The organism is Methanocaldococcus bathoardescens, from assembly GCF_000739065.1.
GTDB classification, from domain to species: domain Archaea; phylum AGJL01; class Methanococci; order Methanococcales; family Methanocaldococcaceae; genus Methanocaldococcus; species Methanocaldococcus bathoardescens.
The window spans coordinates 784,813-806,029 of record NZ_CP009149.1; the positions used below are offsets into that span (position 1 = coordinate 784,813).

General features: G+C 31.0%; 23 protein-coding genes and 1 tRNA gene. 6 read left to right on the top strand and 18 right to left on the bottom strand.

Annotated elements, in window-relative coordinates; translation table 11 throughout:
* Together JH146_RS03960 and JH146_RS03965 are read left to right on the top strand one after the other, a co-directional pair.
* Nucleotides 1–1,524: a homocysteine biosynthesis protein gene (locus JH146_RS03960; RefSeq protein WP_048201787.1), complete on the top strand. Its 1,524-nt coding sequence runs from the start codon at nucleotides 1–3 to the stop codon at nucleotides 1,522–1,524.
* Nucleotides 1,521–1,916: a 4Fe-4S binding protein gene (locus tag JH146_RS03965; RefSeq protein WP_048201788.1), complete on the top strand. Its 396-nt coding sequence runs from the start codon at nucleotides 1,521–1,523 to the stop codon at nucleotides 1,914–1,916. The genes JH146_RS03960 and JH146_RS03965 overlap by 4 nt, the downstream gene beginning before the upstream one ends.
* 110 nt (nucleotides 1,917–2,026) lie before the next feature.
* Here the strand turns inward: JH146_RS03965 and JH146_RS03970 are convergent, their stop codons facing one another.
* The 3 genes from JH146_RS03970 to JH146_RS03980 are packed head-to-tail and all read right to left on the bottom strand — an operon-like array spanning nucleotide 2,027 to nucleotide 4,736.
* Nucleotides 2,027–2,455 carry a hypothetical protein gene (locus tag JH146_RS03970; protein WP_048201789.1) on the bottom strand — a complete coding sequence of 143 codons (429 nt, stop codon included), beginning with the start codon at nucleotides 2,453–2,455 and terminating at the stop codon, nucleotides 2,027–2,029.
* An 11-nt stretch (nucleotides 2,456–2,466) separates the two neighbouring features.
* Nucleotides 2,467–4,476, bottom strand: coding sequence for a ferrous iron transport protein B (gene feoB, locus JH146_RS03975; RefSeq protein ID WP_048201790.1), 2,010 nt, complete (start codon nucleotides 4,474–4,476; stop codon nucleotides 2,467–2,469).
* Between the two features lie 29 nt (nucleotides 4,477–4,505).
* Entirely contained in the window at nucleotides 4,506–4,736 is a 231-nt protein-coding gene (locus JH146_RS03980) for a FeoA family protein (protein ID WP_048201791.1), read from the bottom strand.
* Nucleotides 4,737–4,841: 105 nt separating this feature from the next.
* On the opposite strand from JH146_RS03980, the gene JH146_RS03985 reads away from it, so the two are divergent.
* Complete coding sequence (locus JH146_RS03985; RefSeq protein ID WP_048201792.1) at nucleotides 4,842–5,219, top strand: metal-dependent transcriptional regulator; 378 nt, start codon at nucleotides 4,842–4,844, stop codon at nucleotides 5,217–5,219.
* Here the strand turns inward: JH146_RS03985 and hemC are convergent.
* The 10 genes from hemC to JH146_RS04035 form a co-directional block, all read right to left on the bottom strand.
* A complete protein-coding gene (hemC, locus tag JH146_RS03990) occupies nucleotides 5,216–6,094 on the bottom strand; it encodes a hydroxymethylbilane synthase (protein WP_173400814.1) in 879 nt (292 codons plus the stop codon). The genes JH146_RS03985 and hemC overlap by 4 nt on opposite strands.
* Nucleotides 6,095–6,103: 9 nt before the next feature.
* Nucleotides 6,104–6,775: a diphthine--ammonia ligase gene (locus JH146_RS03995; RefSeq protein ID WP_048201793.1), complete on the bottom strand. Its 672-nt coding sequence runs from the start codon at nucleotides 6,773–6,775 to the stop codon at nucleotides 6,104–6,106.
* Between the two features lie 38 nt (nucleotides 6,776–6,813).
* Complete coding sequence (argC, locus tag JH146_RS04000) at nucleotides 6,814–7,839, bottom strand: N-acetyl-gamma-glutamyl-phosphate reductase (RefSeq protein WP_048201794.1); 1,026 nt, start codon at nucleotides 7,837–7,839, stop codon at nucleotides 6,814–6,816.
* Complete coding sequence (locus JH146_RS04005; RefSeq protein ID WP_048201795.1) at nucleotides 7,836–8,459, bottom strand: hypothetical protein; 624 nt, start codon at nucleotides 8,457–8,459, stop codon at nucleotides 7,836–7,838. The genes argC and JH146_RS04005 overlap by 4 nt, the downstream gene beginning before the upstream one ends.
* Before the next feature lie 8 nt (nucleotides 8,460–8,467).
* Nucleotides 8,468–8,977: a hypothetical protein gene (locus JH146_RS04010; protein ID WP_048201796.1), complete on the bottom strand. Its 510-nt coding sequence runs from the start codon at nucleotides 8,975–8,977 to the stop codon at nucleotides 8,468–8,470.
* Nucleotides 8,955–9,521 carry a hypothetical protein gene (locus JH146_RS04015; RefSeq protein ID WP_048201797.1) on the bottom strand — a complete coding sequence of 189 codons (567 nt, stop codon included), beginning with the start codon at nucleotides 9,519–9,521 and terminating at the stop codon, nucleotides 8,955–8,957. Before JH146_RS04015 ends, JH146_RS04010 begins: the two co-directional genes overlap by 23 nt.
* Nucleotides 9,522–9,635: 114 nt before the next feature.
* Nucleotides 9,636–11,165 (bottom strand): hypothetical protein, encoded by a 1,530-nt coding sequence (locus JH146_RS04020; protein WP_048201798.1) that lies wholly within the window; start codon nucleotides 11,163–11,165, stop codon nucleotides 9,636–9,638.
* Nucleotides 11,166–11,229: 64 nt separating this feature from the next.
* Complete coding sequence (gene lysA, locus JH146_RS04025) at nucleotides 11,230–12,537, bottom strand: diaminopimelate decarboxylase (protein ID WP_048201799.1); 1,308 nt, start codon at nucleotides 12,535–12,537, stop codon at nucleotides 11,230–11,232.
* Nucleotides 12,538–12,577: 40 nt separating this feature from the next.
* Nucleotides 12,578–12,652 (bottom strand) — tRNA-Arg (locus JH146_RS04030).
* A 54-nt stretch (nucleotides 12,653–12,706) separates the two neighbouring features.
* The gene (locus JH146_RS04035; RefSeq protein ID WP_048201800.1) at nucleotides 12,707–13,414 is read right to left on the bottom strand and encodes a (5-formylfuran-3-yl)methyl phosphate synthase; all 708 of its coding nucleotides are present in this window, start codon (nucleotides 13,412–13,414) and stop codon (nucleotides 12,707–12,709) included.
* Nucleotides 13,415–13,528: 114 nt separating this feature from the next.
* Between JH146_RS04035 and glmM the strand changes: the two genes are divergently transcribed.
* The 3 genes from glmM to JH146_RS04050 all read left to right on the top strand — a co-directional run bounded on the left by glmM (nucleotide 13,529) and on the right by JH146_RS04050 (nucleotide 16,715).
* Nucleotides 13,529–14,875, top strand: coding sequence for a phosphoglucosamine mutase (gene glmM / locus JH146_RS04040; RefSeq protein ID WP_048201801.1), 1,347 nt, complete (start codon nucleotides 13,529–13,531; stop codon nucleotides 14,873–14,875).
* Nucleotides 14,876–14,902: 27 nt separating this feature from the next.
* On the top strand, nucleotides 14,903–16,129 hold the full coding sequence (gene glmU / locus JH146_RS04045) for a bifunctional UDP-N-acetylglucosamine diphosphorylase/glucosamine-1-phosphate N-acetyltransferase GlmU (RefSeq protein WP_048201802.1): 1,227 nt from the start codon (nucleotides 14,903–14,905) through the stop codon (nucleotides 16,127–16,129).
* A 115-nt stretch (nucleotides 16,130–16,244) separates the two neighbouring features.
* On the top strand, nucleotides 16,245–16,715 hold the full coding sequence (locus JH146_RS04050) for a deoxyuridine 5'-triphosphate nucleotidohydrolase (protein WP_048201803.1): 471 nt from the start codon (nucleotides 16,245–16,247) through the stop codon (nucleotides 16,713–16,715).
* Here JH146_RS04050 and JH146_RS04055 read toward each other — a convergent pair whose 3' ends face one another.
* The 5 genes from JH146_RS04055 to pheT form a co-directional block, all read right to left on the bottom strand.
* A complete protein-coding gene (locus tag JH146_RS04055) occupies nucleotides 16,716–17,606 on the bottom strand; it encodes a homoserine kinase (protein ID WP_173400815.1) in 891 nt (296 codons plus the stop codon).
* Nucleotides 17,607–17,754: 148 nt separating this feature from the next.
* Nucleotides 17,755–18,411: a potassium channel family protein gene (locus JH146_RS04060; RefSeq protein ID WP_048201804.1), complete on the bottom strand. Its 657-nt coding sequence runs from the start codon at nucleotides 18,409–18,411 to the stop codon at nucleotides 17,755–17,757.
* Between the two features lie 46 nt (nucleotides 18,412–18,457).
* Nucleotides 18,458–19,012: a DUF483 domain-containing protein gene (locus JH146_RS04065; RefSeq protein ID WP_048201805.1), complete on the bottom strand. Its 555-nt coding sequence runs from the start codon at nucleotides 19,010–19,012 to the stop codon at nucleotides 18,458–18,460.
* Nucleotides 19,013–19,029: 17 nt separating this feature from the next.
* A complete protein-coding gene (locus JH146_RS04070) occupies nucleotides 19,030–19,455 on the bottom strand; it encodes a hypothetical protein (protein WP_048201806.1) in 426 nt (141 codons plus the stop codon).
* 75 nt (nucleotides 19,456–19,530) lie between these two features.
* Complete coding sequence (gene pheT, locus JH146_RS04075) at nucleotides 19,531–21,177, bottom strand: phenylalanine--tRNA ligase subunit beta (RefSeq protein WP_048201807.1); 1,647 nt, start codon at nucleotides 21,175–21,177, stop codon at nucleotides 19,531–19,533.
* Nucleotides 21,178–21,217: the final 40 nt, after the last annotated feature.

Consider the following 21,217-nt stretch of genomic DNA (forward strand, 5'->3'; position numbering starts at 1 on the left):
ATGAAAACAATTAAAGAAATTAATGAAAAAATTAAAAAAGGAGAAGCAGTTGTTGTAACGGCAGAAGAAATGATAAAAATCGTTGAGGAAGAAGGAGCTAAGAGAGCGGCTGATTATGTTGATGTTGTTACTACAGGAACATTTGGAGCTATGTGTTCATCTGGAGTGTTTATAAACTTTGGACATTCAGACCCACCAATAAAGATGTTAAAGATTTATTTAAACAATGTTGAAGCTTATGGAGGTTTAGCAGCTGTTGATACATACATTGGAGCAACACAGCCAAATGAAGACCCTGATGTAGATATTGATTATGGAGGAGCTCATGTTATAGAGGATTTAGTTAGAGGAAAGGAAGTTGAGCTTTATGCTGAAGGTTACACAACAGATTGCTATCCAAGAAAAGATGTTAATGTTAAGATAACATTAGATGATGTTAATCAGGCAATTATGGTAAATCCAAGAAATGGCTATCAAACTTACGCTGCAGCAACAAACAGTAGAGATGAAAAGATATACACCTACATGGGAATCCTTCTTCCAGAATACAACAACGTGCATTACTCAGGAGCTGGGCAGTTAAACCCTTTACAAAATGATTACAACCCAGAAACAAAATCATTTAACACAATAGGTATTGGAACAAGAATTTTCTTAGGAGGAGGAATTGGATATGTAATTGGTGAAGGAACTCAGCATAATCCACCATTTGGAACATTGATGGTTAAAGGAGATTTAAAGCAGATGGACCCTAAATTTATAAGAGCTGCTACAATGCCAAGATATGGAAGCACATTGTATGTTGGTTTAGGGATTCCAATTCCAGTTTTAAATGAAAAGATAGCTGAGAGATGTGCTATTAGAGATGAAGATATAGAAGTTCCAATTTATGACTATGGAACACCAAGAAGGGACAGACCATTAATAGCAAAAACAAACTATAAAGTATTAAGAAGTGGAAAAATAACATTAAGAGTTAATATAGATGGAAAAGAAATTGAAAAAACCGTAAAAACTGGTTCTGTCTCAAGTTACAAGATGGCAAGGGAAGTGGCAGAAACACTTAAACAATGGATATTAGATGGAAAGTTCCTATTAACAGAAAGAGTTGATACCTTAGGAAGAGCTGAATATAAGCCAATGAAGTCACCAATAACATTAGTCAAGGATGTTTTAAGCAAGCCTCCAATAACTGCTCAAAGCAACATCTCAATTATGGAAGCTGCTAAGATTCTAATAAAGCATAACATAAACCATTTACCAATTGTTGATGAATATGGAAGATTAGTTGGAATTATTACATCATGGGATATAGCTAAAGCTCTTGCTCAAAATAAGAAAACAATTGAAGAAATTATGACAAGGAATGTAATAACTGCTCATGAAGATGAGCCAGTTGACCATGTAGCGAGAAAGATGAGCAAACACAACATTTCAGGAGTTCCTGTGGTTGATGACTATAGAAGAGTTGTTGGTATTATAACATCTGAAGACATCTCAAGATTATTCGGAGGGAAAAAATGAGGAAGAGAATATACTACTGGACGGCTTCAGAGCATATAAATGAGCCAGTTATTTCTGATACTATATTAAATACAGGAGTTAAGATAAACATATTAAAAGCCAAGGTAGAGCCACAGGAAGCATTTTTGATATTGGAGTTGTTTGGAAGTAAAGAAACAATAGAGAAAGCTTTAGATTATTTATCAAAGTTTGGAGAAGTTGAAGAGATTTCTAAGGTTATAAAAAGAGATTCAGAGAAGTGCGTACATTGTGGTTGTTGCATAACTCAATGTCCAATAAATGCAATATATATGGATGAGGAATACAATGTAGTGTTTAAAGAGGAAGAGTGTGTTGGTTGTAAAAATTGTATGAAAGCTTGTCCATTTAAAGCAATTGAGATTATTGAATAATCCCACATAAAATTTCATAAAATTTTTTATTTTTCTGTTTTTACTTTATTTTATTCTCTAATTTTACAATTTTATCAATAAAATAAAATATTAAACAGAAGATAATATTTTTACAACGTCTTAGCTATTTTGTATGGAACTACTGCAAGCATCCCTAAAATCAAATATATGGTTAAATCATTAAAAATACTCCAATCTGCCCAATCCTCAAAACCTAATAAAAATCCAATGGCATTAGATATTAAAAGCAAAAAAGCAATGATTCCTATACCCAAACCAATAATTGAAGCTGTAAATAAATAAGAAACTGCTTTTATATCCTCATCTACTGCTTTTTTTACACCTAAAAAGTATGTTATTCCAACAGCCAATAATGCTAAACCACCAAATACATCCCCAACAAATAAAGGTATGGTAATTTTAACTCCCAATATTGAATAAATCCCAATTATTATCTCAATAATTCCAGAAACTGCAAATAAGAATCCAAACACTAAAGATAAAGAAACTATAGTACTCTTTATATTTTTTATATCCATAACTAACCACCTTAGAATATTAGATTTCCAATAACCGAGATTATTAAAGCTACAACATAAGCCAATACAATCTCATAAGTAACAGCAAATAACGCCCATCTCCATCCAATTTCCTGTTTAATTATTGCCAATGTTGCTATACATGGGAGGTATAGTAAAGAGAATGCCATAAATGCAAAGGCTGATACTGGAGTGAATGCATTTGCAATAAGATTTGAGAGATTTTCCTCTCCAACTCCATACAGCATGGCTAAACTTCCAACAACTACCTCTTTAGCTATAACTCCAAACACTAAAGCAGAGCATGCTTTCCAATCCCATCCCATTGGACTAAATATTGGAGCTAAAGTTTTTCCAATAACTGCCACCCATGAATTAGCTATTATTTGAGGATTCTCTAAAGCTTCTACACCTAAATATCCTGAAGGTCCATAAATAGAGAGAAGCCAAACTAATGTAACCCCAAAGACAATGATTGTCCCTGCCTTTCTTAAAAAGTCATAAACTCTCTCCCAAGTATTTTTCAGGACTATATTTAAATGTGGGATATGATAGGGAGGAAGTTCAACAATTAAGTATGAAGGAGATGTTTTAAAAACAAAATTTCTAAATAAAGCTGCTGTGATTAAAGCTAAAATTAATCCAAGGGCATACATACTTATAATCACAATTCCTTGATATTTTGAAAACAATGCCTCAGCAAACAATGCATAGATTGGCAATCTTGCAGAGCAGGATATTAATGGATTTATTAATATGGTTATAATCCTATCCTTTTCATCTTCTATAGTTCTTGCAGCCATTATTGCTGGAACATTACAACCAAAACCCATAACTAATGGAATAACTGCTTTCCCTGGCAAACCAAATTTATTCATCACTCTATCTGCTATAAATGGGATTCTCGCCATATATCCGCTATCTTCTAAGAAGGATAGGGCAAAGAATAAAAATGCCAATATTGGGAAAAATACCAAAACCGCTCCAACCCCTGAAATAATACCATCAGCCAATAATGAAGCTATAAATTTATTGGATATGGATGATTTCACAACCTCTGCCAAAAATGCAAATATATGTTCTATCATAGCTGAAAACGGCTTTGAAACATCAAATGTAAATTTAAACAACATCCATATAAAAGGGATGAGCAATAAAGCCCCTATTTTTTCATCAGTCAAAACATCATCAAGCATTTGTGTGGTTGTTAGCTTTCCAGATTTCTTTTTAACAACTTCTTTAACAATTTTGTCAATAACTTTATACCTCTCTTCAACTATTCCCAACTCTGCCTCCCCATATTTTTTGGATAATTCTTTCATTATGCTATCTAAAACTGGCTTTAATTCATCCCAAACTTTGCTATTTTTTATAATATCTTCCACATACTTATCATTTTCAAGTAGCTTTATAGCCAAATACCTTAAGTTGTATTTCTTTAAATTTTCATCTTTCTGTAAAATAGAGGTAATTTTTTTAATATAAGGTTCAAAGTGTGGATATTTAATTTCAGCAAATTTTTTATCCTTTACAGCTTCTGATATTACCTTTTTCAATTCATCAATGCCCATCTTTTTAACTGCAGATAATGGAACTACTCTAACTCCTAAAATCTTTTCTAATTTATCTACATCAATCTCTATTTCTAAATTATTAGCTAAATCCATTTTATTTAAAGCCAATAATAAATTAGCCCCCATTTCCATTAATTGTAAAGTTAAATACAAATTCCTCTCTAATGCAGTGGCATCAACTATATTAACAACTAAATCAGGTTTTTCATTTATTATATAATCTCTTGCAACAATTTCATCAATGGAATTAGCTGTTAAGCTATAAACACCTGGCAAATCAACAACTTTAAATCTCTCCCCGTTGTATTCAAATTCTCCTTCTTTTTTCTCTACTGTTACACCAGGCCAATTTCCAATATAAACATTTTCTCCAGTTAAAGCATTAAATATGGTAGATTTACCAACATTTGGATTACCAATTAAAGCTATTTCATATTTATTTCCCATCCTCTTCACCATTGATAAATAACCTTAAATTATGAAGGTTTTACTCTTTCAACAATTATTTTCATCGCCAAACCTTTCCCTATTGCTATATTACATCCCCTGGCTGACACTATTACAGGGCCATTCTGATTTCTTATAACTTTTATTCTACTTCCTATATTTATCCCCATACTTGCCAATCTCTGCATAGCTCCACAGCCAGCATCAATCCTCTTTACAACAACTTCCTCTCCCTCTTTAGCAAATGCCAATGGATACATAACCACCACAATATTTATATATGATTAAATGATTTAATTATAGTTAAAACTTTTAACTGTAGTTAAATAATAACATGTAGAGTATAAAAACCTTTCGGTGGCATCATGTCCCAAAGTATTGAGGATTACTTAGAGAGGATTTATTTATTCACTAAAGAAAACAATAGACCAATAAAAACAACTGAATTAGCTAAATTGTTAAATATAAAACCATCAGCAGTTACAAACATGGCAAAAAAATTACATAAATTGGGCTATGTTAATTATGAACCATACATTGGGATATCTTTAACAGAAAAGGGTATAGAAGAAGCTAAAAAAATATTGGATAAACATAAAACTATCAAAACATTTTTAGTGGAGTTTTTGGGATTAGATGAAAAAACAGCTTCTGAAGAAGCTTGTAAGTTGGAGCATGCATTGTCAGATGAAATATTGGAAAGATTAAAGATTTTCATGGAAAAATTTAAAGACAAAATTTAATTTTTTAACTTCACTCCAATCTTTTTTCCAAGCTCAATTGCTTTATTAATTTCATTGACTTTGCATTTTATTTCTCCAGAGGCCTTTTTTAGTTCATCATTTATAACAACTCCTGCATCTAATTTTAACTTCTCATTTTTTTCATCATAAATTGCTAAAGCTCCAAATGGAACACTACATCCTCCTCCAAATTCATTTAATGCAGCTCTCTCACATAATGACTCTAAATAAGTTTTTTCATGGTTAATTTCTTTTAAGATATTTCTCATCTCTTTATCATCTCTTTTGCAAGCAACAGCTATAATTCCCTGTGCTGGAGCTGGAAGGATATCTAATCTTTTATAGTTAAAATCATCTAAATTAATTCCCAACCTTACTATTCCAGCTTCAGATAAAACAATAGCATCATAAAGCCCCTCTTTTAGCTTTCTTAATCTTGTATCTACATTTCCTCTCAACAATTCAAATTTTGCATTTGGATATAGAAATTTTAAAAAAGCCCTCCTTCTTAAACTTGAAGTGCCTATAACTATCACGCTATTTTCATCAAAATCAATATCTTTATTCCAAATTAACAAATCATAATAACTGTCTCTTTCCAAAACAGCCCCAACCATTAAATTTTCATTCCAAATAGTTGGAATATCCTTTAAGCTATGAACTGCTATATCAATTTCATTATTTAACATAGCTAAATCCAACTCTTTTGTAAAAACTCCAATACCAATATCTGAAAGTTTTTTATCTAAAACTCTATCTCCAGTTGTTTTAATTATCTTTATCTCAACATCATATCCAAGATTTTTTAATAGCTCAGCCACTTTATTTGCTTGATATAGAGCTAATTTACTACCTCTTGTCCCTATCCTAATCATAGTCCCCCTTTATTCCTTATCAACTAATTTTGCCTTCTTTATATGATAGATTCCCCAAGTTTCATGCCATTCAATTTCAGCATCAACAACTTCTATCCTCTTTTTAAATACTGGAGAATCAAAAACGAATGTTTCAGCTTCTCCTCCTTCAAATGCCTTATGTATCCCGTACTTTTCACAGATATTTAATAATTTATCAATATTTTCTTTTGTTATCCTTTTTCCTAACCATTCTTTACCTAATCCATAGGCATAAACTCCAACAATCCTTACATCAAAAAGCTCACTCACAGTTCTTAAAATCCACTCCGGATCTTTGTGCCATAATGGAGAAAAAGATTTTAATCCCAATTCTTCACAAATTCTGTCAATTCTTGATTTTTGATAAACACTTGCTACTGCTCCAGTAACAATTCCTTCAACATCTAATTTTTCAATTCCTTTTTTTAAGTCTTCAACTTCTTTCTCCTTCTCTCCTTTTGTATAGATTTTTATTAATGGAATGCCTGCAGCTTCAGCACTCAGCTCAGTTAAATGCACATTTGGGATGTGGAACATATAGCTTTCTTTATTCTCACTCTCTACATTTACAAGGTATTTTACATCAAAACCTTCTTTTAACGCCCAATATAAAGCATAATTTGAATCCTTTCCTCCAGAATACAAAACAGCAACTTTCATGTTATCACCAAAAAGAATTGATAAAAATAATAATAAAATCATGGATTTAATCCTACGCTAAATAACCCTTCTTTTTCATCAAATCCAAACATTATATTCATGTTTTGTATTGCCTGTCCACTCGCTCCTTTAACTAAGTTATCTATTGCTGAAATAACTACCAATCTACCATGCTCATCTATCTTAAATCCACCAATATCACAGAAATTCGTTCCTCTAACCCATGTTAATTTTGGAATCTCTTCTGAAAATACTCTAACAAAAATCTCATTGTTATAGAATTTTTCATAGAGCTTAATTATCTCTTCTCTATCAACATCTTTAGACAGAAATGTATGTGCAGTTGTTAAAATTCCTCTTGTTATTGGAGCTAAGTGAGGAGTAAATGAAACCTTTGCTTTTCCAAGCTTTTTCAATTCTTTTTCAATCTCTGGGGTGTGTCTGTGGGTGGTTATTTTGTAAGGATTTATGTTCTCATTTACATTTGGGAAGTGTGTTGTTTCCGTTGGATTTACTCCTGCCCCACTAACTCCAGTTTTTGAATCAAATATAATCCTTTCTTCAATAATTCCCTCTTTAACTAATGGAGCTACTGCTAAAATAGCCCCTGTTGGGAAACATCCAGGATTTGCTACAAGTTGAGCTTCTTTTATTTCCTCTCTATGCAGTTCTGGAAGTCCATAAGCAATTTTCACATTTGGCAATCCTTTATGCTTTATTTTATAATATTTCTCATACAAGCTTAAATCCTCAAATCTATAATCTCCACTTAAGTCAATAACTTTCATTCCCCTCTCAATAAAATCTGGAACTATATCCATTGAAGCTCCATGTGGTGTTGCAGTAAATACTAAATCAGCATCAACTTTATCAATATCTCCAGTGAAATATAGGTCTTTATATTTTTCAATACCTTTCAAATGTGGGTGAATCTTAAAAACATGCTTTCCATCTTCTTTTCTTGAGGTTATATAAGCTACATCAACCTTATCATGATTGGCTAACAATCTCAATAATTCAGCTCCAGTGTATCCAGTAGCTCCGATTATTGCCACTTCTTTCATTTTTTCACCCATAATTCTCTTAATATCTTACATACATCGTTTTTATTCTTTCTTAGGATTCCCTCCAATTTGCTTAATGATTCAATAATAAGGTTGTATTTCCTTTCAAGCTTTTTTATAACTCTAGTTTTTTCAAAGTTTATTTCCTCATAATCTCTGTTAGTTTTAACAGTTTTATGATTACTGTTAGTTTTAATTTTAACTGGTGTAGGAATGGACAAATCATAATCAGCCGCTACTCTATGACCTTTAAGACAGTCTAACGAGTTATATATCTGACTAATAGCCTCTCTTAATTCAGGATTTTGGTTTAAATTATTATTATCTCTAATTTTCTCAATAAATTTCAATAAAGTGTTATGAACCGAGCCTCCTAACAATGCATCTTTAAAATAATTAACTTCTTTTGGACAGTTTGAATAATTGGATAGCTCTCTAATTATTGTTTCTCTTAAAATTAAAAAAGCAGAATAATACAACCTTCCAGCAATAACCCTATTAATACATTCTATTGATATTTCATTAGGATTGTGAATGTTATCCTTATTTTCTTTTAAATACATTGCAAGATTTTTAAATTCTTCAGGATTAAAATTGCTTTTAGATGTGGGTGTTTTCAATTTCCCACCTATTTAAAGATTGAAAAAACCAAAATTCTGTTAGATAATGGGCTTTTATAAATATTATTTTCTAATTCTTCTGAAATATCTAATGATTCATCAGAGTCTTCAAATATTGGTAGAATTCTTATATAATGATACAATCTACTATCATCAATATCTCCAAATATTTTTACCTTTAATAGTTCTTTTAATCTCATATATTTCTCTAAATATTTTGCAATATACTCACAAACATCATATTTTTTAGGAATTACTACCTCTATTAATGATTTTACATCCAACTCAACTTTATTTTTGAATTTTTCAGCAAATTTGATTAAAGGGCTTATTTCTCTTAATGATTTTAGTAACTTTTTTATTAGGTTTCCATCACTTAAAAACACATCAACAAGTCTTTTATTTTCATAAGAAACATTATGCACAAAATACATAATTAGTTCTTTATCTTCTTCTTTAAATGTGGCTTTATATAATTCATCATTTGGAGTATATTCATACACTTCTATTACTTCCATCGTTTTCACCCTCTAATACCTTCTTAATGACATCATAAATCTTTCTTAAATCCTTTTCTGTGAGTTCAAAGCCCAAAGTTTTTGAGTCATCATAGTCTATTTTTAAAATATAATGTTTTATAGATTTTCCATTAATTACTCTCGATGTTTTATATACTTTGAAATCATCTAAAACCGGCATAACATACTCTCTTTTAAATAATGCCTTTAATCTTAGATTTTCAACGTCAAATTTATTGAAAATCTTTTTTTCTAATTCATTTTCTGGATTTTTATTATTTATAACCATCTCTTTTAAAGATTTTCCAATAACATCCATACCTTTTTTAATATACAGAGCTATTTCATTTTCATCAATACTGAATTTATTTACTATCTCTTTAGTGTCTAATTTTGATATAGACAATCCCATTTTGTCCTTAGATACTTTTACATCAATTTCTGCAAAATCTAAAAGGTATTCAATAATTCCATCTATCTTTTCTGAATCTAAATCATGAGATGTAAGTTTTTCTAATAAATCGATTAATTCTCTCCCACTCATAATTTCACACAAATTCATTGTTGTTTAGTAGTATCTATATTTATGATAATATATATTACCTACTTTAATTTTTTTAAGCCTACCAAAAATTAAAAAGCTTAATAAGTTTTTTATTTAATTCCAATTATAAACGTCTCCAACTTTTAATTTATTTATCTTGATGATTTCTTCAACAGTCATATTTTTAGCAGACAACTCTACATAAGAGTTGTTGCTTAAAACAATTATCCAATGTGTATTTCCATCTTTTTCATATCTTATGATATCTTTGATAATTACCTTTTTTGTTTCTTTAATTTCCCCACTTCTTATAAATAGAGCATATTCTTCAGCAGAATCAAATATCTTCACATCTCCTGTCTCAACATCAACTAAAACTATCTTAGAGATTCCTCCCCCTGATTTTGGAATAATTATGTATCTCCAATATAACTTGTTATTAACAAATATTGGCAATGGCTCAACAATCTCAAATTTATCCCAATCGTAGGTTGGGAGAGTTTTTTGCACGTAATCTCTTCCTTTAATAGGCCCTATCTTTGGCTCACTGAATTTATACTCCCTAATTTCCCCATCCATGCCAATTACAAATATTTTTGAGATTCCATAAGCTCTTCCATAAGGTTCAACAGCAAAAACCCAGTATGGTTTTTTATTAACCATAATTAAATATGGTTGTCTATTTCCATCTGTATCTACAAGTTCTATCTCATTCTCATGCTTAAACCATAAATTTAGGATATTTGCTATTGCTGATTCTTTCCAATAATTTTGTGATTCAACTATTCTTCTTGCTAAACTTTCTGGAAATACTACAGAATCATTAAATTCCTTTAATGCTTCTTCTTTTGAGTAGTATTTGGTATTTCCTTTTTCATCTATAACAACAATTCCACTCCAATATGGTGTCGTATAAAATAAATGGAATTTATACTTTATTTGTGGAACTATTGTATATATCTCATTGTTTTTGATAACAACCCTTGACTTTCCATAGTCGGCAAAGTAATCAAACCTATACAGCTTCCAATATAAATTATCAGTAACTAACTGCTCCGGTGTGTATTCAATAGTTTTCTCCTCTCTTACAATAACCCTCTCAGTTGTATTTGCTGGAATTAAAAATATTCCTTTTGATTTTAGGATGATTTTGTTAAATAATCCGTCTGGCTCTAAATATGCAAACCAGAACATGGAGTTTTTGAATGTTGTTATATGGACATTTCCAATTGTGTATCTTGGATATTCCAATGAAGAAATCATAAACGTCTCTGCAACCTTTTTTGGTAATATCCTTAGATAGCCATCATTGTTAAAGTCAAATTCTTCAAAATCTCTCATTTCTTTTGGAATATTTTCTTTTTGTAGAGTTGTTAGAGAATAGGCGTTAGCAATGTACAATAGCGGTGATAGGATAACAAAAAATATTAAAAAAATTATGGCTATGTTATGAAAGATTTCATCTATTCTTCTTTTATATGATAAGAATCCAATAATTACTGATGTTAATATACCTAACTCAATTACAATTGGATTTTTGTAGAAAAACATAGCAAATGGATGAAATATTGGAGCAATAGCATACATCAAAATTAGTAATACCGCAATAAGAACAATTTGGAATATCTTCCTTTTTAAATCCATAAACACCCCTCCAAATATTCAATTTAAAAAATAAAAGAATAAATAAAAAATGAATAAGATTAGATTATAACAAATGTGGTGGGACTATATCCTTAGCAATTAAATCAGCATAAGTTTCTTTCTCCCTTATTAAGAACACTCCTTTTTTACTTGTTAAAACCATTCTTGGTCTTCCTCTTGCGTTGTAGTTGTTAGCCATGCTTATTCCATAAGCACCAACATCAAATATAGCCAATATATCTCCAACCTCTACTTTGTCAAGCTCTCTATCTCTACCAAAAACATCACTACTCTCGCAAAGCCCTCCAGCAACACTTACTTTTTCTTTTTCATCTTTAACTTTACAGTTTATTATATGATGATAGGCTTCATACATAGCAGGTCTCATCATGTCGTTCATTCCAGCATCAATCATAACCCATTTTGTTACTGGTGTTTCTTTTATATGGTGAACCTTTCCTAACAAATAGCCGGCAGTTGCTACTAAACTTCTTCCAGGCTCTAAGATAAGGTTTGGCATCTCTACCTTATCCTTATATTTTAACATTGTGTTTATTATTGCATCAGCCAAATCTTTTTGAGTTGGGATTTCTTTATCTTTATAGTATGGAACCCCCAAACCTCCCCCTAAATTAACATCTCTAACTTCAATTCCTTCTTCTTTCAATTTAACAACAAACTCCATAACTTTTTCAGTTGCCTCAACAAATGGACTTATATCTGTTAATTGAGAACCAATGTGGCAATGAACTCCAACAACATTTACATTCTCCATCTCTAAAGCCATTTTTATTGCTTTTAAAGCTAAACCGCTCTCAACATCTAAACCAAACTTGTTTTTCTTTAAACCAGTTGAAATCTTTGGATGTGTCTTTGGATTAACATTAGGGTTTATTCTGAAAGCTACATTAGCAGTTTCTCCCAACTCTTTTGCTGTTTCATTGATTAAGATTAACTCACTTATGCTATCAACGTTAAAAGCCCTTATATTTGCCTCAATTCCCATTATAATCTCTTCTTTTGTTTTACAGTTTCCGTTAAAGACAATTTTCTCTGAAGGGACATTTGATAACTTTGCTATATACAACTCCCCTCCACTAACAACATCTGCTCCACAACCAAGTTTAGCTAACAATCTTGTAATAGCTAAGTTTGCATTTGCTTTGTATGCGTAAGCAACAATAAACTCTTTGCCAGTTTCTTCTTCCCATCTTTTAAAAGCTTCAATATATTTGTTGTAATTTATCTTTATTTGCTCCTCTGACATCACATATAGAGGCGTTCCAAACTTCTCTGCTAATTCAATTGCATCATAACCATCTATAAACAATCTTCCATTTTTTATCTCTACTGTATCATTGCCTAAAAACATCTTTTCACCCAAAATCATTATAATATAAAAATAAAAATGACGCCCGGGAGGGGATTTGAACCCCTGATCTCTGGATCCGCAATCCAGCGCCTTATCCTGGCTAGGCGACCCGGGCTTTACTATTACCTATAAAACATTAACAAAAATTAAATGTAATGTATAAAAAATTTTACTTACAAAGTTCTTTCAACTCTCTAACTAACTCTCTATCTATTCTACCATTGTTTCTATCCCCTCCTTTACATGCCGCTCCTCTAACACCAACTATATCAGTTCCAATCTCTTTTAAAATTGGGATGTGTTCTTTTTTTATTGAGCCAGCTAAAGCACATTTTAGTCCATAGTCATGAGTTTCTTCAACAAACTCTGCCAAAATCTCTTTACTTTGGAAATCAAACAATGTTTTTCCATCTTTTATTGCAGTATCTAACATCGCTACATCGCATCCAGCATCTCTCGCAATCTTTGGGATTATTAATGGTTCAACAGCTCCAACTCTATGGGCATCAGCATACCCAGCAGCAACAACTATTTTATCCTCATCAATATCCTTAACAGCTCTAACAACATTTTTCATTAACTCAACTGCCTGATAATAATTTTTAACCCCATACAATCCAACTTTTATATAATCAGCTCCACTTATAGCCGCTCCAACAGCAGCTAAAGAAATTGTCCCTGGTTTGTATGGAACATCTCCAACTGTAGCACTAACCAACAAATCTTTTGGTGTTACCTCCCTAATTGCCTTAATCATCCATGGAAAGTTGGCTCCTAAAGAACCTTCTTTTGGATTCTTTACATCTATAATGTCTGCTCCTCCAGCTATTGCCTCCTTTGCTTCTTCAACATCTATAGGACTTACCAATAGTATCATGCATTACACCTATGATATTGATTTTAATGAAAATTAACAACAATGCATATAAAAACTTAATGTTAATTATGTTTTAGAATTCATTACCTATTATGATATTATAATGGTGGAAACATGGGAAGATTATTTGGAACTTCTGGAATAAGAATGAAAAACTTGTCCCCAAAAATTGCCTATAAAGTAGGATTAGCTATAGCTAAAAAGTATAAAAATGTTGTAGTTGGAAGAGATACAAGAACTACTGGAAAATTAATTGAAACAGCATTAACTGCAGGGATTTTAAATGGTGGTGGGGAAGTTACAACTATAGATATTGTCCCAACACCTGTTTTAGGTTTTAATGCAAGAAATTATGATGCTGGTGTAATGATAACAGCCTCACACAACCCCCCCGAATACAATGGAATAAAGCTCTTCAATAAAAATGGTTTAGCTTTTAATAAAAAAGAAGAAGATGAGATAGAGGAAATTATATTTAAAGAAGATTTTGTTGAAGTAGGATGGGATAAAGTGGGGGATATTTGGGAAGATTGTAGAGCAATAAGAAACTATATGGAATATATCCTAAAAAATGTTGAGGTAAATGAGAAATTTAATGTGGTTGTTGATTGTGCAAACGCCTCTGCTTGCTTAGTATCACCATATTTATTTACAGATATTGGCTGTCATGTTATATCAGTTAATAGCCACATGGATGGAAGATTTATTGGTAGATTGCCAGAACCAGATGAAAAAAACTTAAGAAAGACAATGGATATGATTAAAGGTCTCAATATGAATGGAGATAGCTATATTGGTATAGCGCACGATGGGGATGCAGATAGAATGGTAGCAATAGATGAAAAGGGAAGAGTAGCTGATTTTGATAAGCTGTTAGCTGCTTTCTCAAGATATATGGTTGAAAAAACAGGTAACAAAAAGATTGTTACAACAGTAGATGCTTCAATGATTATTGATGAATATTTAAAGGATTTAGATGTTGAAATAATAAGAACAAAAGTTGGAGATGTGGCTGTTGCTGAAGAGATGATTAAAAACTCTGCTGTTTTTGGTGGAGAGCCAAGTGGAACGTGGATTCATGGAGATATTCACTTAACACCAGACGGTATTTTAAGTGGATTGAGAGTTTTAGAGATGTTAGAATTTTACAATAAGAAATTATATGAGATATTAGATGAAATCCCATCTTATGTAAATTTAAGAGAGAAAATTCCTTGTGAAGATAGCAAAAAAGAAAAAGTAATGAATTATGTTATTGAGAATGGAGAAGAGATATTTAAAACAGTTCCTGAGACAGTTGATGGAGCAAGGTTTAACTTAGAGAATGGATGGGTTTTAATAAGACCTTCAGGAACTGAGCCATATATAAGGGTTAGAGTTGAAGCAAAAGATAAAAATTCAGCTAAAGAGTTGTTGGAAAAAGGGATAAAGTTAGTTAAAGATGCCCTAAGCGCTTTATAAAATTATTTTTAAATTTTGGTGATATAAATGGATGCAATAATACTATGTGCAGGGAAAGGAGAAAGGTTAAAACCGTTAACTGAAAATAGGCCAAAACCAATGATTCCTATAGCTGGAAAGCCAATTTTACAACATATTATTGAAAAAGTTGAGGATTTGGTAGATAATATTTACCTAATTGTTAAGTATAAAAAAGAAAAGATTGTTGATTATTTTAAAAACCATCCAAAAGTTAAGTTTTTAGAGCAGGGAGAAATAGATGGAACTGGACAGGCAGTTTTAACAGCTAAGGATTATGTAGATGATGAATTTTTGGTTATAAATGGAGATATTATCTTTGAAAACAGCTTAGATGAATTTTTAAAATACAAATATGCTATTGCTGTTAAAGAAGTAAAAAATCCAGAAAACTTTGGAGTTGTTGTTTTAGATGATGAAAATAATATTATAGAAATACAGGAAAAACCAAAAAATCCAAAATCAAACTTAATAAACGCTGGAATATACAAATTTGATAAAAAGATTTTTAAATTGATTGAAAAAACAGAAATTTCTGAAAGAGAGGAGAGGGAAATTACAGATGCAATAAAACAGCTAATTAAAGAAGAAAAAGTTAAAGGAATTAAGTTAAATGGTTATTGGAATGATGTTGGAAGGCCATGGGATGTATTGGAAGCAAATAAATACCTTTTAAGTAAAATAAATACAGATATCAAAGGAAAAATTGAAGAAAATGTTGTTATTAAAGGAAATGTAATAATAGAAGAAGGAGCAATTATTAAATCAAATTCAGTTATTGAAGGTCCTGCAATTATTAAAAAAGGAGCTATTGTAGGGCCTTTAGCTTATATAAGACCATATACAGTTTTAATGGAAAATACCTTTGTTGGAAATTCATCTGAAGTTAAAGCAAGTATAATTATGAAAAATACAAAAATTCCTCATCTGTCTTATGTTGGAGATAGTATAATTGGAGAGAACTGTAATTTTGGCTGTAATACAATAACTGCCAACTTAAGATTTGATGATAAACCAGTTAAAGTTAATATAAAAGGTAAAAGAGTTGAAAGCGTTAGAAAATTGGGAGTTATAATGGGAGATAATGTTAAGACAGGAATTCAAGTGTCTTTTATGCCAGGAGTTAAAGTTGGAAGTAATTGCTGGATTGGGGCAAGTTGTTTAATTGATAGGGATGTAGATAGTAATACATTTGTTTATAAGAGAGATGAATTAGTGGTTAAGAAATTAAAATAGAAAGTGTTATGCCCTATTGTTGGTATATCCCAAGAGGCATTAAAAGGGGCTGTAAGCCCCTTCTTAATGCATCCCGGGTATACCAATAGGGCAGAGCCCTATGGTGGTGAAATTAATGATTATTGGAGCTAACACTTCAAAAAACTTTTTTGATAATTTAGAAGATGAGCAAATCCAACAATGTGGAATAGATTTAAGAGTTTGGAAGATATTTAAAATAGAAGGAGAAGGAATTATTGATTTTTCAAATAAAAAAAGGAAGCTTCCAAACTATATTGAGATATTCAACTCTGAAAAAGATGAATGCATAAAATTAGATAGAGGAGTTTATATTGTAAAGGTAGCTGATTATATAAAAATCCCAGAAAATGTTGCTGGTTTTGCATATCCAAGGAGCTCTTTATTGAGAATGGGAGCTACTTTATACTCTGCAGTTCACGACCCTGGTTATGAAGGAAGACCAGAATATCTAATGCAAGTTTTTAACCCTATAACCATCTACAAATATGCAAGAATAGCTCAAATTGTTTTTGTTGAGTGTAGGGATGTTAGAGGAGTTTATGAAGGAATTTACAAAGGAAAATAATTAAATTACCTCAACTCCTTTACCAACCTCTGTTCTTATTGTATTTTCATAGTAATCTTTCAAAATATCTTCAACCTCATCAATAAACTCTTCTTTTGGAAATGCAATGATTGAAGGGCCAGAACCGCTTATTGTAATGCCATAAACTTTATCTTTAACTTCTTCTTTAACTTTGAAATAATCTGGGATGAGTTTTCCCCTAACTGGCTCTATGATTTTATCGGCCATCATGTATTTTCCAAACAATGATTTATCTTTATTATAAAGGGCATAAACCATTCCACAAGCTTTTCCAACATTATTTACTAAATCTTTTAAGCTAACATCTTTTGGCAGTATTTCCCTTGCTTCTTTTGTATTTATTGAAATGTCAGGTGTAGCAATTAAAATATCAAGCTTGAAATCTATTGGTATATGAAAAACTTCTAATGGCTCATAGTTTGTTACCATTGTAAAATCTCCAAATATAGCTGGAGCTACATTATCGGCATGTTTAGCCCCGGAAGAGGCAAGCTCACCATAAGAAGCATAATCTACCAACTTTAATTTATCTAAATTTAGTTTAAATAGCTCATTTATAGCATAAGCAGTTCCTGCTGACGAAGCGGCAGAGCTTCCTAATCCACTACCTGCTTTAACTCCCTTTTTTATTTTAATTTTAATTCCCTTATCAATATTAAAATCATTTAGCATCTTTTTTGCTACAATTCCAGCAACATTTTTATCTGGGTCTGTAGGGATATTTTTGTCATCTACTTCAATAATAATTTCTTTATCATCTATTGTTTCAACTTCAACTATATCATAGGGTTCTTTTAGACATAATCCAAACACATCAAAGCCTACTCCTAAATTAGCAGATGTGCAAGGGGCTTTTACTTTAATTTTCATAATGTTCCCTCCTTAAACCATGCTTTCTCTATTTTTAAGAGGCACTGCCGAGCGAAGCGAGGCAGTGCATCCCGGGGTATACCAATAGGGGCGTAGCCCCTATGGTACTTTAATTTTCATAATATTCCATCCTTAAACTATTTTTAATTTATTCTTCTAAAAACATCTTTCTTATAGCATCAGCGGCATCTTTTTTAACTAAAACTAAAACTCTATCTCCAGCTTTTAATTCAGTATCTCCACTTGGGATTTTTAGCTCATCCCCATCATAAACTGCTATTATTAAATAATCTCTCGGCCTTCCAAGCTCTTTTATCTTTTTATTAATTACTTTAGATTTTTCTGGAATTATGAATTCTAAAATCTCAGCTTCTCCTCTACCAACAACAGTTAAATCTAAAATTCCTGGTCTTTCTATTAATTTTTCTATGTAGTTAGCGGCTATCAATTCAGGGGATATAACCACATCAACTCCTAAGCGTTCAAAAACATCTTTATATTCTATTTCAGAAATTCTTGCAATGGTTTTATTAATTCCATAACTCTTTGCTAATAATGAACTCATTAAATTAACTTCTTCTTTTCCAGTAACTGCTATATACATATCTGCATCTTCTATTCCTGCTTCTTCTAATGTTTTTGTTTTTGTGCAATCCCCATTTATCACTAAAGCATCAATCTCTGCAGATGCTTTTTTGCAGACTTCTTTATCTATATCAATCAAAACAATGTCATGTCCTTTCTCAGATAGAGATTTAGCCAGAGTATAACCAATCCTACCAATTCCAGCTATTATAATATACATGCCTTAACACCAACAAAATATTGTATCATTAATCTAAAAAAGAAAATTAAAGGATTATTTTCTCATAATATTCATCATATCCAAAGTGCCAATGTCTAATTTTTTCCTTTAATTCTTTCTCAAGCTCTAATATTTTATCAAACTCTTCTTTATTTAAATATCCAATATATCCTCTTTTTATTGCCTCTTCACATTTCAGACTGCAAGGTATAAAACCAGAAGGTAAAACAATGGCATAAATACCTTTACTTTTTAGCTCTTCCCTCATTTCTTCAACTTCTTTTAAATGTTCTCTATCTATAGCTATTCTTACATCCTCAACAAAAGATTTTATGCAACAATCTGGGTAATCTAAAAGCTTTCCTATTTCAAAATCATCCAATCTTCTATAAATTCCAAGTTCTGTAGAAACTACAGGGTCTATTGCTGGTCTAACCTTTGGTTTGTATTTTTCAACAATTTCAATTTGAAACTTTAATCTATTGATTATGTCCTGATATTGAAACTCGTCTAAGCTTTGTATATGCTCTTTTAAAATTTCAAATCCTTCTAATTCCCCAGTTCTCAACTTTTCAATTTTATATAGTAGTCTTTTAAGCATATTTTCACTTAAAAAGCTTATTTTAAAAAGGATAGAATTTTTCCAATGATGCTTGGAGCATAATTAGCCAATATTATTATAAGTGCGACAATTATAATATCTCTTTTCAAAGTATCAACTTTTTTATCCAATTGATAAAATTCCTCACCAATCTTTTTATCCAATTGATTGATTTTTTCATTAACTTGGTTAATTTTATTATCAACATATCTTAAAATTTTTTCTCCAATTAATTCCAAATCTTCTTTTGTTGCCAATTCTTTTCTCAACTCTTCTTTAAGTTCTAACTTTAAAACTGGTTTTTGTTCTTCAAATTTTTTAGATACATTCTCTTTGCACTGTTTTTCAAAGAATTCTTCTATTATTTTGCAGAGTTCTTCAGCTTCTTTTTCATCCTTAACATTTTTAATAAGTTCGTATAATTTACTATATGCCACTGCCATAACAAACACCACAAAATTAAATATTTTACTTATTTTATGTTTTTTAGAGTTTATAAAATTTAAAGAGATGTATGGTTATTCAATCTCTAATTCAAACCCAACAACTGGGAACTCTAATTCAAAGTTTGTAATAACCTCTGGGTGAATCTCTCCAAAGTAGCCAATAATTTTGCCATCTTTTATTATTTTAGCACACCTTCCTTTAATAAATGATGGATGTTCAAAATTATCAAGCTCATACTCAATTTTAAGTTCTCTTAACAATCCCTCAACGTAGCTCTTTATCTCATTAAAGTTTGTTTCATTATCTACAATAACTCCAGCTATTTTTTTAACAACTCTTGATTTTGTTTCAACATTTTCATCAATAACAACACAATCTCCAATCTCAAATATTTTTTGTGGCAACTCTTTATGTTTATTTATCCTCAAAGTTTCCATTAATAATGGTAGAATGCTTTTTCTAACTATTCTGTGTTCAATTGATGCTGGTTTTAAAACTTCTATATAGTTGTTATCTTCAATTCTCATCTTTTTAAATAAAACCTCATCATTTGAAAGCATTAAGTTTATAACTTCGTAGAACCCAAATCCAACCATAATTTCTCTTATAAAATCACACTTCTTTTCTAATTGGTTGAGTTCTCCAATAGTTCCAATAATTGGATACTCTCCAGAGAATTTATTATAGCCGTAAGCAATAGCTACCTCTTCAGCAATGTCAATCTCTCCAAATACATCAACTCTGTAAGCTGGAATGAAAACCTTTATTTTGTTATCTACAAATTGAGCATCTAATCTACATCTTCTTAAGTAATTTATTATAGCCCCGGGGGTTAAGTTTGTTCCTAAAACTTTGTTTATATAATCTGGGGTTGTTTCTAAAACATCTTCTTTTAAATCTGGATATATAGTGCTTTGATTATCTTTAATTACTTCAACAGCATGTATTTTTCCATATTTTCTCTCTGCTAATGCAGTAACAATAATATTTAGAGTTTTTTCTACTGCATATTTATCAGTTCCAGTAACATCAATCAATAAATTCCTTGTTTCAGTTGTAACTCTTGTTAATTCCCCATTAATTATTGGTGGCATTGATAAAACATTACCTTCACTATCTAAAATAATTGGGAACTTATCATCTTTAATTAAATGAGCATATTTTATCCCTTTCTCATGTTTTTCTAAAATCTCTTTTGGTGTCATCTCTTCTTCAGCATTCAATGGAACAAACTTAATCTCATCCCCACTAACTTCTTTGTAGTAGAATGGGGGCTTAACCTTATCAACATCATGAATTCCTATAGCAACTTTCTTCCTATCTCTTCCCATAACCCAGTGTAATTTCTCTTGAAGGTTAATTATGCTCTCTAAAACATAATCATCAACAATAACCCCTTTAACTAAAGCCATTGCTATATAAGGTCTTGTTTCAACATTTTCAACATATAGCTTTACATCTGAACTCTCAATATCATATTTTTTTAATCCTGTTTCTATCCCAATAATTCCTCTAAAACCTCTTGCTAAACCTTCAGCACTTAAATAATCTGGCCTATTTGGATTTATTGAGAACTGAATAATTTTTTCTCCATCTTCTTCAAAGATTCCCTCAACCTCAACACCCATCATTGGAAATTTCTCTTCAATAAACTCATCCTCTAAGGGCATATTTACCAATCTCTCTAAATCAGCTTTTTTTACATTTATTGTTGGCATCTTATCACCAGAAGTATTTTATTACTCAGTTTTAATAATA